This window comes from Geodermatophilus sabuli, assembly GCF_900215145.1.
Taxonomy (GTDB): Bacteria; Actinomycetota; Actinomycetes; order Mycobacteriales; family Geodermatophilaceae; genus Geodermatophilus; species Geodermatophilus sabuli.
This window is the reverse complement of sequence record NZ_OBDO01000001.1, coordinates 311,903-325,101: the sequence shown is the minus strand read 5'-3', so window position 1 is coordinate 325,101 and position 13,199 is coordinate 311,903. Positions and strand designations below refer to the sequence as shown.

Annotated in this window: 15 protein-coding genes and 1 pseudogene; 7 read left to right on the top strand and 9 right to left on the bottom strand. The window is 74.8% G+C overall.

The features are described from left to right. Positions 1-68: 68 nt before the first annotated feature. The 4 genes from CRP39_RS01640 to nadD all read right to left on the bottom strand — a co-directional run bounded on the left by CRP39_RS01640 (position 69) and on the right by nadD (position 3,057). Positions 69-971, bottom strand: a complete 903-nt coding sequence (locus tag CRP39_RS01640) for a DegV family protein (RefSeq protein ID WP_097203784.1) — start codon at positions 969-971, stop codon at positions 69-71. A 69-nt stretch (positions 972-1,040) separates the two neighbouring features. Beyond that, positions 1,041-1,778, bottom strand: a complete 738-nt coding sequence (locus tag CRP39_RS01635) for a histidine phosphatase family protein (protein ID WP_097203782.1) — start codon at positions 1,776-1,778, stop codon at positions 1,041-1,043. After that, positions 1,775-2,311, bottom strand: coding sequence for a ribosome silencing factor (rsfS, locus tag CRP39_RS01630; protein ID WP_097203780.1), 537 nt, complete (start codon positions 2,309-2,311; stop codon positions 1,775-1,777). The genes CRP39_RS01635 and rsfS overlap by 4 nt, the downstream gene beginning before the upstream one ends. Continuing rightward, entirely contained in the window at positions 2,308-3,057 is a 750-nt protein-coding gene (gene nadD / locus CRP39_RS01625; RefSeq protein ID WP_245853483.1) for a nicotinate-nucleotide adenylyltransferase, read from the bottom strand. Before nadD ends, rsfS begins: the two co-directional genes overlap by 4 nt. A gap of 383 nt (positions 3,058-3,440) precedes the next feature. Between nadD and CRP39_RS01620 the strand changes: the two genes are divergently transcribed. Next, complete coding sequence (locus CRP39_RS01620) at positions 3,441-4,010, top strand: dihydrofolate reductase family protein (protein WP_097203776.1); 570 nt, start codon at positions 3,441-3,443, stop codon at positions 4,008-4,010. A gap of 243 nt (positions 4,011-4,253) precedes the next feature. Here the strand turns inward: CRP39_RS01620 and CRP39_RS28290 are convergent. The 4 genes and pseudogenes from CRP39_RS28290 to CRP39_RS01600 all read right to left on the bottom strand — a co-directional run. Further along, positions 4,254-4,655 (bottom strand): annotated as a pseudogene (locus CRP39_RS28290) (transposase); the annotation flags it as partial. A 136-nt stretch (positions 4,656-4,791) separates the two neighbouring features. After that, on the bottom strand, positions 4,792-6,243 hold the full coding sequence (locus CRP39_RS01610) for a vWA domain-containing protein (RefSeq protein ID WP_172442241.1): 1,452 nt from the start codon (positions 6,241-6,243) through the stop codon (positions 4,792-4,794). Next, positions 6,243-7,130 carry an AAA family ATPase gene (locus tag CRP39_RS01605; protein ID WP_097203767.1) on the bottom strand — a complete coding sequence of 296 codons (888 nt, stop codon included), beginning with the start codon at positions 7,128-7,130 and terminating at the stop codon, positions 6,243-6,245. The genes CRP39_RS01610 and CRP39_RS01605 overlap by 1 nt, the downstream gene beginning before the upstream one ends. Positions 7,131-7,196: 66 nt before the next feature. Further along, complete coding sequence (locus tag CRP39_RS01600) at positions 7,197-8,471, bottom strand: glutamate-5-semialdehyde dehydrogenase (RefSeq protein WP_172442239.1); 1,275 nt, start codon at positions 8,469-8,471, stop codon at positions 7,197-7,199. 74 nt (positions 8,472-8,545) lie between these two features. Here CRP39_RS01600 and CRP39_RS01595 point away from each other — a divergent pair, with 74 nt between their 5' ends. Genes CRP39_RS01595 through CRP39_RS01580 form a run of 4 tightly spaced genes read left to right on the top strand, consistent with a single transcriptional unit; the run spans position 8,546 to position 11,712 of the window. Next, the gene (locus CRP39_RS01595) at positions 8,546-9,502 is read left to right on the top strand and encodes a metal ABC transporter solute-binding protein, Zn/Mn family (protein ID WP_097203765.1); all 957 of its coding nucleotides are present in this window, start codon (positions 8,546-8,548) and stop codon (positions 9,500-9,502) included. Then, positions 9,499-10,284 (top strand): metal ABC transporter ATP-binding protein, encoded by a 786-nt coding sequence (locus CRP39_RS01590; RefSeq protein WP_097203763.1) that lies wholly within the window; start codon positions 9,499-9,501, stop codon positions 10,282-10,284. The genes CRP39_RS01595 and CRP39_RS01590 overlap by 4 nt, the downstream gene beginning before the upstream one ends. Position 10,285: 1 nt before the next feature. Further along, positions 10,286-11,308 carry a metal ABC transporter permease gene (locus CRP39_RS01585; protein WP_097203762.1) on the top strand — a complete coding sequence of 341 codons (1,023 nt, stop codon included), beginning with the start codon at positions 10,286-10,288 and terminating at the stop codon, positions 11,306-11,308. Then, the gene (locus tag CRP39_RS01580; protein WP_097203760.1) at positions 11,305-11,712 is read left to right on the top strand and encodes a Fur family transcriptional regulator; all 408 of its coding nucleotides are present in this window, start codon (positions 11,305-11,307) and stop codon (positions 11,710-11,712) included. Before CRP39_RS01585 ends, CRP39_RS01580 begins: the two co-directional genes overlap by 4 nt. Positions 11,713-11,715: 3 nt before the next feature. On the opposite strand, the gene CRP39_RS01575 is transcribed toward CRP39_RS01580, so the two are convergent. Then, positions 11,716-12,162, bottom strand: coding sequence for a MarR family winged helix-turn-helix transcriptional regulator (locus tag CRP39_RS01575; RefSeq protein ID WP_097203758.1), 447 nt, complete (start codon positions 12,160-12,162; stop codon positions 11,716-11,718). Positions 12,163-12,234: 72 nt separating this feature from the next. Here CRP39_RS01575 and CRP39_RS01570 point away from each other — a divergent pair, with 72 nt between their 5' ends. Then, on the top strand, positions 12,235-12,894 hold the full coding sequence (locus CRP39_RS01570) for a maleylpyruvate isomerase family mycothiol-dependent enzyme (protein ID WP_097203757.1): 660 nt from the start codon (positions 12,235-12,237) through the stop codon (positions 12,892-12,894). Further along, the gene (locus CRP39_RS01565) at positions 12,891-13,196 is read left to right on the top strand and encodes a hypothetical protein (protein WP_097203755.1); all 306 of its coding nucleotides are present in this window, start codon (positions 12,891-12,893) and stop codon (positions 13,194-13,196) included. The genes CRP39_RS01570 and CRP39_RS01565 overlap by 4 nt, the downstream gene beginning before the upstream one ends. The last annotated feature ends 3 nt before the right edge of the window (positions 13,197-13,199 follow it).

The following is a 13,199-nucleotide window of genomic DNA, read 5'->3' as shown; positions in this document are numbered from 1 at the left end:
TGGACGACGGAGGGAGGGCGAGCGCGGTGGTGCGCGACGCTGCGCCGGTGTCCGCGCAGCGCCGTTGCTCAGTCCGGCTGTCCGTCCTCCTCCTCGCCGGTCTCCGGACGGTCCCACGGCTGCGACGACGCCGGCGCCACGACCAGCCCCACCGCTCCCGGCCCGACGTGGGCACCGATCGCCGCGCCCAGCTCGCTGACGTGCAGCTCCCGGAGGAGCGGCAGCCGCTCGCGGAGCTCGGCGGCGAGCCGCTCCGCCCGCTCCGGGGCCGCCAGGTGGTGGACGGCCACCGACACCGCCCGGCCGTCGGCTGCCTCGACACCCCGCTGCACCAGCCGGGCCAGCGCGCGCGCCGACGTGCGCACCTTCTCGAGGGGGACGACGCGCCCCTCGGAGACGTGCAGCACCGGCTTGACCGCCAGCGCGGTGCCGATCAGCGAGGCCGCCGAGCCGATCCGGCCTCCGCGCCGCAGGTGCTCGAGGGTGTCCACGACGAACAGGGTCCGGGTCGCCGCGGCGGTGTCGCGCGCCGCTGCAGCGACGGACGCGGCGTCCGCGCCGGCAGCCGCTGCGCGGGCGGCAGCGAGCACGGCGAACCCGGTACCCATCGCCGCGGAGCGGGAGTCGACGACCGTGACGACGTGCTCGCCGACCTGCGCAGCGGCCAGCCGGGCGGCGTCCACGGTGCCCGACAGCTCGGCGGACAGGTGCACCGAGACGATCCGATCGGCGCCGGCGGCCAACCGCCGCCGGTAGGCGGTGACGAAGTCCCCGGGCGTGGGCCGGGAGGTGGAGACCCGCTGACCCCGGGTCGCCAGGGCGCGGGCGACGTCGGCGGGGCCGATCTCCTCACCCTCGCGCCCGGAGTGTCCGGCCATCACGACGTAGAGCGGGACCACCTCGACCGAGTACTGCGCCACGAGCTCGGCAGGCAGGTAGGCCGTGGAGTCGGTGACCACGGCGACAGGCATCCGGCGAGGCTAACCGCCAGCGGCGGACCACCGGACACCGTCCGCCCCGCGGCCCTCCGGTCGGGGGACTCAGGCGACGGCGTCGGCGTCCTGCACCGGTGCCGGCGCCTCCTCGGGCGTGGCCCCGGCCTCCAGGGGGGCAGCGGCCCGGGCCGGGCCCGCGGCCTCGGCCGGCGGATGGGGCGCGGAGCTGTTGTGCCGCAGCAGCCGCCACCGCTCCCCCTGCACCGCCAGCTCGCTCCAGGCGCAGTTGCCCAGCGGGCCGAACACCCGGCGGTGCTCGACGCCCAGCCCCAGCAGCGCCTCGATCAACCGTCCTCCGGTACCGCCGTGGGTCACCACCACGGCGGCCGGCGCCTCGGGCAGGTCCTGCAGGGCGGCCAGCGCACGCTGCGGAACGGTCGCGGGGTCCTCCCCACCCCGGCCGCGGATCGGGCGGCCGGCCAGCCAGTCCGCGTACTGCTCGGGATGGCGCTCGGCGACCTCGTCGCGGGTGAGCCCCTCCCAGGAGCCCATGCCCACCTCCCGGAGCCGCGCGTCCAGCCGCAGCTGCACCCCCAGGAGGCCGGTCAGCGTGGCCGCCGTCTCCGCGGCCCGGCTGAGGTCGCTGGACACCACGACGGTGCCCTGCGGCAGCGCTCCGGTCATCACCAGCTGCGGTGCGTTCCGGGCGGCCTGCCGGCGGCCCTCCTCGTCGAGCGGCGGGTCGAGCTGGCCCTGGAAACGCCCGACGGCGTTCCACTCGGTCCGTCCGTGTCGCCAGATCAGCAGGCGGGGCACCGGCAACGACGGGACGGGTCCACTCACCGGCCGGCCGCCTCCGGACCCGGGACGCCGTCGCCGGCGGGCTCGGGGGCCAGCGGGGTCGGGTCGGCGCTCATCGGGTCGACGTCGTCGGCCGACAGCGTCTCCCGGGTCGTGCCGGGGGCGTCGTCCCCGGCCGCGGCGACCCCGGCCGGCGGGACGTCGGCCGCTGCCACCGAACGGTCGACGAAGGGGATCGTCGGACAGTCCTTCCACAGCCGCTCGAGGGCGTAGTACGCGCGCTCCTCGGCGTGCTGCACGTGGACGACGACGTCGATGAAGTCCAGCAGCACCCAGCGGGACTCCGCGACCCCCTCGCGCCGCACCGGCTTCACGCCGTGCTGGCGCAGCCGCTCCTCGACCTCGTCGACGATCGCCTGCACCTGGCGCTCGTTGGGCGCCGAGGCCAGCACGAAGGCGTCGGTGATGGCCAACCGCTCGCTGACGTCCACGATGGAGACGTTGGTGGCGAGCTTGTCGGCGGCGGCCTGGGCGGCCAGCAGTGCGGTCTCCCGCGCCTCGGTCGAGGCGGTCATCGGGGTACCTCCTGGAGATGGGGGGACGGTGGCTCGGTCGAGGGTCCACCGGGATCACCCGTGGCCGGCGGCCGGTCGTAGGTGGGGCGGTCTTCCGACGGCGGCGCAGAGCCACCCCCGTGCCCGGCCACCGCCCGCGGCGCGGGGCGGGCGGCGCCGGACACGCGGTAGAGGCCGCGCTTCTCGATGTACTGAACGACGCCGTCCGGGACCAGGTACCAGACCGGCATGCCCCGGCCCACCCGCTCACGACAGTCGCTGGAGCTGATGGCCAGCGCCGGCACCTCGACGAGGCTCACCGAGCCCTCGGGCAGGTGCGCCGCCCCGAGGTCGAAGCCCGGGCGGGTCACACCGATGAAGTGGGCCAGCTCGAAACAGCGGTCGCTGTCGCGCCAGCTGAGGATCTGGGAGAGCGCGTCGGCCCCGGTGATGAAGAACAACTCGTCGCCCGGGCGCTGGTGCTGGAGGTCGATGAGCGTGTCGATCGTGTACGTGGGGCCACCACGGTCGATGTCGACCCGGCTCACCGAGAAGCGGGGGTTGGAAGCGGTGGCGACGACGGTCATCAGGTACCTGTCCTCGGCCGGGCTGACCTCGCGGTCGCCCTTCTGCCACGGCTGACCGGTCGGCACGAACACGACCTCGTCGAGTCCGAACAAGACCGCCACCTCGCTGGCCGCCACGAGGTGCCCGTGGTGGATGGGGTCGAACGTCCCACCCATCACCCCGACTCGCCGACCTGCCACCGATCGAGCCTATCCGGGCGCTCCGACACCGGCCCGCGAGGACCGGTCCGCCGCCCGGGCCGGCGGGCCCGACGCAGCACCCACTGCCCCGGGGAGCCCGTCCACCGGTCGCGCGGCGCCTCAGTCCCAGTCTCACCGGGTGTGTCCCATGTCCTAGCGCCGCCGGCCCTGGGAGCCGGGTGCGCTGTCATGCCGAGATGCGGATGTCGTACCTGTCGCTGCTGCTCGGCCGGGTTGTCACGCGTGGACGTGCTGGAGCGGCAGTCCCCGACTGGCCCGATCGACGGGAGATCTGAACCGTGACACCGCGCGCTAGGGTCTCGCAGGCGTCCGCTCGGGAGAGGTCTGACGTGCGGTGATGACCCAGGGATGGCGGTCGTGAGATGAGCGGCAAGGTCGTCGTGAACCGGTGCATGTCGCTGGACGGCTTCATCGCCGGGCCCGGCCATTCCATGGACTGGGGGGATGATCGCGCTCTCGCCGACTTCGTGGCACCGGACGACTTCGCGGAGATCGCAGCGGCCACCGGCGCCATGCTCGTCGGCCGGCGGACGTGGGAGGTAGGCGACCGGATGGAGACCGAGAAGCCGGGCAGCGTCGACTACCCCTTCTCCGGACCCATGTTCCTCCTCACCCATCGGCCGCTGGAACCGCCGAACCCGAACGTCACGATCCTCACCGGCGACATCGGCGAAGCGGTCGCGACGGCACTGGACGCTGCCGGCGGCAAGAACCTCGAGATCCTCGGCGCCGACGTGGCCGGCCAGTGCCTCCAGCGGGGGCTCGTCGACGAGATCCTGGTGTATGTACTGCCGGTTCTGCTCGGCGACGGCATCCGCTTCTCGTCCCCGGGTCTTGTGAGGACAGGTTTGGAACCAATCAGCAGCACGCGGTCGGGCGACGCCACCATCCTCCGCTTCCGCGTCCGCAAGCAGTCCGACCAGACTGTCTGACAGCGCCGGATCTCGCGCACCGGGGTCACCCCGGCCGACGCGCTGCAGAGATCACTACACGATGCTCGGGGACTGGCGGATGGGTCGGAACACCGGCTGCTCGTCGTCCACCCGACCCGCCGCACCTCAAGGCCCTGGCGTCGGCCGAGCGTGCGGGCGCCGGCCTCGGTGACGCCACGGTTCACCAGGACCAGCTCGAGACGTTCGGTGACGCCCTGACGAGTCAGGTGCTCCAGCACCACCTCACTGGTCCGGTTCTCGTGAGTAGAGGCCGGCACGACCAGCGCACCCACCGGCAGCCCGGTCACGTCCACGGCCACGACCCGTTTGGCTCCCTTCGTACGGCCGTAGGGGCCACCGCGGTCGTGGAAGGTGAACCCGCCGTTGGACGCTCCGCGGGCGAGGTGGGTGTCGATGACCACCATCGAGGGCGTCGCCTCGGTGCGGCCATCCGCCTCCCGTGCCGCCTCGTGCAGCACGGTCAGTGCCCGCGCCCAGGTGCCGTTGCGCGACCAGCGGCGGAACCGCGACCACACGGGTCCAAGGGCCGAACGACTCGGGTAGAAACCTCCACTGGCAGCCGGTGTGGGAGATGTAGCGCATCGCGTCCACCACCCGCCGAAGGTCCGGCGCGTGCTCGGGTTCTTGCTTGCCCCGGAGCGTTGAGCAGCGGTTCCAGCAGCGCCCACTGCTCGTCGGTCAGGTCACTGGCGTACGACATGCCGTGCACGGTGCCGACCGACCCTGCTACGGCAGTCGCAGCCGGATGGGACACACCCGGTCAGAGGGTGGTCACGAAGTCGGCGAGCTGGGCGGCGGTGCGGCACTCGACCATGTCGACCACCTCGCCGTACCGCAGCGCGGCGGAGTCACCGCTGCCCCACAACCGGTGCGGCTCGGGGTTGAGCCAGTGCGCCGTCCGCGACCGGCGCACCAGGTCGGCCAGCACCGGCAGCCCCGGCTGGCGGTGGTTGGTGCGACCGTCGCCCAGCACGAGCAGCGACGTCTTCGGTCCGACCGCGGACGGCCACCGCTCGGCGAACACCTCGAAGGCGGTGCCGTAGTCGCTGTGCCCGTCGAAGCCCACGACGTCGGCCTCGCGGCCGATCCGGGCGACCGCGTCGGTGACGTCGGCGCCGGGGCGGAAGAACCGGGTCACCTCGTCGGTGGAGTCGACGAACGCGAAGGCGCGCACGCCGGAGAAGTGCTCGCGCAACGCCTGGGTGAGCATCAGGGTGAAGTGGCTGAACCCGGCCACCGAGCCGCTGACGTCGCAGAGCACGACCAGCTCCGGCTTGTGCACCCGGCGCGGCCGGTGGTGGGTCACCACTGGCACGCCACCGGTGCCCAGGGAGGCGCGCACGGTCCGGCGGAAGTCCAGCCGGCCCTCACGGCCCATCCGGCGGCGGGCCGAGAGCCGCACCGCCAGCCGCCGGGCGAGCGGGGCCACCGTCCGGCGCAGCTCGGCGAGGTCGGCCTGGTTGGCCCGGAGGAAGTCGATCTGGTCGGCCAGCGGCCGGACGGCGCTCTTCGCCACCTTGTCCCGGCCCCGCTCGGCGGCCGCCCGCCGCCGGACCTCGGCCTCGACCGCCGACTTGAACGCCGCCAGCCGCTCCCGGACCGTCTGCCGGGCCACCTGCTCGGCCAGCCCGCCACGCTCGCCGTCGCCGAGCAGTCCGGCCAGCAGCTGGGCGACCAGCGTGTCCGGCGACAGCGCCCGCATCACCCGGTAGCTGAAGAACGACTGCCCGGACGGCGACGGCGTCGCGCGACCCAGCCGGTCGACGGCCTCGCGGGCGAACCGGCGCAGCGCCTCGGGGTCGCCGTCGAGCAGCAGCTGGGCCAGCCGGTCGCGCAGCAGCCCGGCCAGGTCGACGCCGTCGGGCACGTCGAGCGTCGACTCCCCCGGCTCACCCGGTTCTCCGTCCACGTCCCCGTCGGCGTCGTCCGGCGCGACCACCGGCCGGTCCGACAGCGGCCACCACAGGTCGAACAGCACGTCGTAGGCGGGGCGCTGGGCGGCGCGGCGCAGCAGCACCGCGGCCAGCCCGTGCCGCAGCTGCTCCCGGTCGAGCAGGTCGACGACGGTGAGGATCTCGGCGGCGTCCACGGCCTGGGTGATCCCGACCGGTATGCCGGCGTCCCGGACGGCGCGCACGAAGCCGTCGAGGTGCCCGGCCAGACCGCCGGGCGCGGTCGTCCCGCCCGTCCCGCCCACCCCCGGCCCGGACATCAGTTCAGCCGCAGCTCGGCCGCGGCCCGCTCCTGGTCGCTGGCGTGCTTGAGCACCACACCCAGCGTCGCGCGCACGGCCGTCTCGTCGAGGGTGTCCAGGCCCAGCTCCAGCAGGGTCTGCGCCCAGTCGAGGGTCTCGGAGATCGACGGGGACTTCTTCAGCTCCAGGGCCCGCAGCGCCCGGATGGTGCGCACCAACTGCTCGGCCAGCCCCGGGGCGAGATCGGGCACCCGGGAGAGCACGATCTCCCGCTCGCGTGCGGCCGACGGGTAGTCCAGCGCCAGGTACAGGCAGCGGCGCTTGAGCGCCTCGGACAGCTCCCGGGTCGCGTTGGAGGTCAGCACGACCATCGGCCGGCGTGCGGCGGTGACGGTGCCCAGTTCGGGGATGGTCACCTGGAAGTCGCTGAGCACCTCCAGCAGCAGACCCTCCACCTCGACGTCGGCCTTGTCGGTCTCGTCGATGAGCAGCACGGTCGGCTCGGTGCGCCGGATGGCGGTCAGCAGCGGCCGGGAGAGCAGGAACTCCTCGCCGAAGATGTCGTCGTGGACGGTGTCCCAGTCCGCGCCCCCGGTGCCCTGCGCCGCCTGGATCCGCAGCAGCTGCTTCTTGTAGTTCCACTCGTACAGCGCGCGGGCCTCGTCCAGGCCCTCGTAGCACTGCAGCCGGATCAGCTCCGAGCCGGTGGCCGCCGCCAGCGCCTTGGCCAGCTCCGTCTTGCCGGTGCCCGCCGGGCCCTCGACCAGCAGCGGCTTGCCCAGCCGGTCGGCGAGGAAGACCGTCGTGGCGATCTGCGCGTCGGGCAGGTACCCGGCGGTCGACAGGCGCTTGCCGACGTCCGCCACCGAGGAGAACTGCGGGGACTGCGAGGGCGGGCGGGGCATGCGACTCCTCGGGCGGCGGGATGGCCGGTGACCTGACGGCGGGATGGCCGGTGACCTGAGGGCGGGTCAGCGGCGGGTGTGCCCGCTGCCGGTCACGACGTAGGTGGTGGAGGTCAGCTCGGGCAGTCCCAGCGGCCCCCGGGCGTGCAGCTTCTGCGTGGAGATGCCGATCTCGGCGCCGAACCCGAACTCGCCGCCGTCGGTGAACCGGGTGGAGGCGTTGACCAGCACCGCGGCGGCGTCCACGCCGGCGGTGAACGCGGCGATCGCGGACGCGGAGTCGGCGACGATCGCCTCGCTGTGCCCGGTCCCCCACTGCTCGATGTGGTCCAGGGCCTGCGGGAGGTCGTCGACGACCCGCACGGCCATGTCCATCGACAGGTACTCGGTGCCCCAGTCCTCGTCGGTCGCGGGGACGACGGCAGCCGACAGACCGGAGCGGGCGGCTTCCTCGATGGTCCCGGCGTCCCCGTGCAGGGTCACCCCGGCGTCCACCAGCGCCGACAGCAACCGCGGCAGGAACGGGACGTCGCGGTGCACGAGGAGCGTCTCGGCGGAGTTGCAGACGCTGACCCGGTGGGTCTTGGCGTTGAGCACGACCGCCTCGGCCATCGCGGGGTCGGCCGACGGGTCGACGTAGACGTGGCAGTTGCCCTCGCCGGTCTCGATCACCGGGACCCGGGACTCGCGCACCACCCGCTGGATCAACGACGCCCCGCCGCGCGGGATGACGACGTCGACGACGCCGCGGGCGTCGAGCAGCTCGCCGACGGAGGCGCGGTCGGCCGGCAGCAGCTCGATCGACCCGACCGGCAGCCCCGCCTTCTCCGCCGCCTCGGTGAGGACGGCGACCAGCGCGGTGTTGGTGCCGAACGCCGACGCCGACCCCCGCAGCAGGGCCGCGTTGCCGCTCTTGAGGCACAGGCCGGCGGCGTCCACGGTGACGTTCGGGCGGGCCTCGTAGACGATCCCGACGACGCCGAGGGGCACCCGGACCTGGCGCAGCTGCAGCCCGTTGGCCAGCGTCGACCCGCGGACGACGTCCCCCACCGGGTCGGGCAGCGCGACCAGCTGGCGCAGCGCGTCGGCGACGCCGGCCACCCGGGACCGGTCCAGCCGCAGCCGGTCGAGGATCGCGGCGGGGGTCCCCGCGGCCGCGGCGGCCTCGACGTCGGCGGCGTTGGCGGCGAGCACCTCGTCGGTGCGCTCGACCAGCGCGTCGGCCATCGCCCGCAGCGCGGCGTCCTTGGTGTCGGTCGGGAGAGTGCGCAGCACCCGGGCGGCGGCGCGGGCACGCTGCGCCGCGGCGCCGATCAGCGGCAGGCCGGAGACGTCGGACACGCCCGCGAGGGTACGCGGGCCAGCCGCCGGACCTCGCCGTCCCACCCCGTCCTGCTTATGCGAGAATGATTCTCATGAACACGTCGACGACGCGGACGGCCGCGACCGCCGCGGCCTGCGCCGCCGCCCTCCTGCTCGCCGGGTGCGGAGGCGGGGACGAGGCAGCAGGGGCCTCGGGCGGGCTCACCGTCGTCGCCGGCTTCTACCCGCTGCAGTGGGCCGCCGAGCGCGTCGGCGGGGACCGCGTCGACGTCTCCTCGCTCACCCCGCCCGGGGCGGAGGCGCACGACCTGGAGCTGGCGCCGCAGGACGTCGCCGCGGTCGGCGAGGCCGACCTGCTCGTCTACCTCGACGGATTCCAGCCGGCCCTCGACGAGGCCGCGCGGTCGGAGGCCGGCGACGCCGCCTGGGACGCCGGCGCGGCCGCCGACCTGATCGCCGGGGAGCACACGGACGGGGACCACACGGACGGGGAGCACGCCGACGCCGAGCCCGCGCACGGCGACGAGCCCGTCGACCCGCACTTCTGGCTGGACCCGGTCCGGCTGGCCGCCGTCGGCGACGCCCTGGCCGGGGAGCTCGGCGAGCTCGACCCGGACGGCGCGGCCACCTTCGAGCAGAACGCGGCCGCCCTCCGGGCCGACCTGGAGGCCCTCGACGCCGAGATGCAGACGGGCCTGGCCGGCTGCGCCGTGGACACCCTGGTGACCAGCCACGACGCCTTCGGTTACCTCGCCGGCCGCTACGGCCTGGAGGTGGTGGGCATCAGCGGCCTGAGCCCCTCCCAGGAGCCGAACCCCGCCCAGCTGGCCGAGATCTCGACGCTGGTCCGCGAGCTCGGCGTCACGACCGTCTACACCGAGACCCTCGTCGACCCGGCCGTCGCCGAGACCGTCGCGGAGGAGGCCGGGGTGCGCACCGCCGTCCTGGACCCGCTCGAGGGCCTGACCGACGACGAGGCCGGCGCGGACTACCTGTCGGTCATGCGCGACAACCTGACCACGCTCCAGGACGGCCAGGACTGCTCGTGACCGCCGCCATCCGCCTCCGGGACGCCAGCATCGGCTACGGCGACGTGCCGGTGGTCTGCGGCGTGGACCTCACCGTGCAGCCCGGCGAGTCGGTCGCCGTCCTCGGCTCCAACGGGTCGGGGAAGACGACGCTGGCGCGCGGCCTGCTCGGCCTGGCCGCGGTGCTCGGGGGCGAGGTCGAGGTGCTCGGCGCCCCGGTCGGGCGGCTGCGCGAGCGCGGGCGCATCGGCTACGTGCCACAGCGGCACACGGTGAGCGGCGCGGTCCCGGCCACCGTGCGTGAGGTGGTCGGCGTCGGCCGGCTGGCCCGCCTCGGGCTGTTCCGGCGGCTGCGCCCGGCCGATCGCGCGGCGGTCGCGGACGCCGTGGCCGCCGTGGGGCTCAGCGACCGGATGGGTGACCCGGTGGCCTCCCTCTCCGGCGGACAGCAGCGCCGGGTGCTGGTCGCCCGCGCGCTCGCCGCCCAGCCCGAGCTGCTGATCATGGACGAGCCGACCGCCGGGGTGGACGCCGCCAGCCAGGACGCGCTCGCCGCCGTCCTCGCCGGCGTGTCGGCGAGCGGCACGACCCTGCTCGTCGTCACGCACGAGACCGGGCCGCTGGCCGGGGTCCTGACCCGCGCGGTCGTCGTCGACCACGGACGGATCGGCTACGACGGCCCGCTGGCCGGCGCCGAGGTGCACTCCGACGGCGGCCACCACCACCCCGACGACTCCGGCCAGCCCCCGGTCAAGGGGTACCGCATCGACCAGCCGCGGGTGACCAGCGACGGAGGCCGCTGACGTGGAGATCCTCGAGTACGGCTTCATGCAGCGGGCCCTGCTCGCCTCGCTGATGGTCGGCCTGGTCGCCCCGGCGGTCGGCGTCTTCCTGGTGCAGCGCAAGCTGTCGCTGCTCGGCGACGGCCTCGGGCACGTCGCGCTCACCGGCGTCGCCGTCGGCGTGCTCACCTCGACCGCCCCGGTCGGGACGGCGCTGGTGGCCGCGGTCCTCGGCGCGGTGGTCATCGAGCTCGTGCGGGCCCGCGGCCGCACCAGCGGGGACGTCGCCCTCGCCGTCCTGTTCTACGGGGGCATCGCCGGCGGCGTGGTGCTGCTGAGCCTCGCGCCCCGGGGACAGGCGACCAACCTGGAGTCCTACCTGTTCGGCGCGATCACCACGACCAGCGCCTCGGACGTCGCCGTCTTCGCCGTCATCACCGTCGTGGTGCTGGGCGCGGTGTGGCTGCTGGGCCAGCGGCTGTACGCGGTCAGCGACGACGAGGAGTACGCCCGGGCCGTCGGCCTGCCGGTGCTCGCGCTGAACATCGTGCTCGCCGCCCTCGTCGCCTCGACCGTCGTACTGTCGATGCGCGTGGTCGGCCTGCTGCTGATCAGCGCCCTGATGATCGTGCCGAGCGCGGTCGCCCAGCTGCTGGCCCGCAGCTTCCGGCAGGCGCTCTACCTGGCCTGCGCCATCGGCCTCGTGGTCAGCGTCTCCGGCACGACGGCGTCCTACTACGCGGGCACGCCGTCCGGCGGGACGATCGTGCTGCTGGCGATCGCACTGTTCCTCGTCGTCACCACTGCCAGCTCCCTGCGCGACGCCACGGCCCGGCGCCGGCACCAGCGGCGGGCGGAGGTCCACGCCGCCCATCCGCACGAGCACGGCGCGGGGTGCGGACACCAGCCGGTGCCGCACGGGGACCACGTCGACTACGACCACGACGGCCATCTGCACGCCCCGCACCGCACCGGGGCGGGCACGCACTACGACGAGCACGGCCAGCACGCGGCGCCGGCTCCCGGACGGGGAGGCCGTCCGTGACCGCCCCCGAGGTGCCCGGCCGCCGGCAGACCCGGCAGCGCAGCGCCGTCCTCGCCCTCCTCGACGAACTCGACGGGTTCCGCACCGCGCAGGACCTGCACGCGCTGCTGCGCGAGCGCGGCGACGCGGTGGGGCTGGCGACGGTGTACCGGGCCCTGCAGGCCCTGGTGGACGACGGCCTGGTCGACGTGCTGCGCGGCAGTGACGGCGAGGCCGCCTACCGCCGGTGCTCGCCGGTGCACCACCACCACCTCGTGTGCCGGTCGTGCGGCCGCACGGTGGAGGTGGCCGACCCGCCGGTCGAGCGCTGGGCGACCCGGGTCGCCGCCGAGCACGGGTTCGCCGACGTCCAGCACCAGCTGGAGGTCTTCGGCACCTGCTCCTCCTGCACCGCGGCCGGCTGAGGCTCAGCGGAAGGGGTCGGTGATCTCCCGGAGCCGGGTGAGCGCGGCGCGGAGGGCCGCGGTGGCCTCCTCCCCCAGGTGGGCCGTCCACTCCGCCTCGACCTCTGCCTCCACCTGCCGGGCCAGTGCCACGACCTGCTCGCCCCGGCCGGCCATCTGCACCAGCCGCGCCCGCCCGTCCGTCGGGTCGGGCACCCGGCGTACGTAGCCGGCGCGCTCCAGCTGGTCGACGAGGTGACCGGCGGTCTGCTTGGTCACCAGCGCCTGCTCGGCGAGGTCGGTGAGGCGGGTACCCCCCGGGCCGATCCGCGCGGCCAGCCGGCCCTGGGCGGGGGTGATGTCGTCGAACCCGGCCGCGGCGAGGGCGGCGAACAACCGGGCCTCCATGGCCCGGTGCGGGTAGAAGCACAGCAGGCCCAGGTTCTGCCGCTCCTCCGCTGCCTCGGTCACACTCCCCCTTGACGGTGGTCAGATCCTCTGACGAAGATGGTCAGAGCATCTTACCAACTCGCGGGAGGCGTCGTGGACGTCGACGAGGTGTGGCGGACGATCGACGCCGAGCGGGACGGCCTGGCCGGTCTGCTGGAAGAGCTCTCCCCCGCCGAGTGGGAGGCGCCGTCGCTGTGCACGGCCTGGCGCGTCCGGCACGTCGCGGCGCACCTCACGCTCGCGCACATGGGCGCCGGCCCGGCTCTGGTCGAGGCGGTCCGCGCGCGCGGCAGCTTCGACCGGATGATCCGGGACACCGCCCTGCGGGCGGGCGGCCTGCCGGTCGAGGAGTACCCGCGGCGCATCCGGGCGATGGTCGGCTCGCGGCGCCGGGCTCCGTTCATCAGCCCGATGGAGCCGCTCACCGACGTCCTCGTGCACGGCCAGGACGTCGCGCTGCCGCTCGGCCGCACCCGGCCGATGCCGACCGCGGCCGCCGCCGCGGCGGCCACCCGGGTCTGGGAGACGGGGTTCCCGTTCAACGCGCGCCGGCGGCTGCGCGGGTACCGGCTCACCGCCACCGACACCGACTGGTCGGCCGGCGAGGGCGCGGCCGTCGAGGGCCCGATCGCCGCGCTGCTGCTGCTGCTCACCGGCCGCGACGCCGCCCTCGACCAGCTCGCCGGCACCGGAGCGCAGCAGCTGGCGGCGGCCCGGGGCCGTCGCGACGACCCGACGAGGCGGACGTCGTGACGTGGGCCGTCACCATCGACGTCCCGGCACCGGTGGAGCTGTACGCCGCCGTGCACGCCGAGCTGCTCCGGCGCACCGGCGGGGCCGTCGATGGCCTGCTGGTCCACCTGGCCCGGGCGACCGGCGAGGGGTTCCAGGTGGTGGAGGTGTGGGAGTCCCGCGAGGCCTGCGAGCGCTACACCCGCGACGTCGTCGGGCCGGTGGTGGCCGAGCTCTCCGGCGGGCAGGCGCTGCCCGCCGACGACGCCACCGCCTTCGAGGTCCGCGGCCTGCTGCTGCCGGGAGCCGGCGTCGCCGTGTGAGCC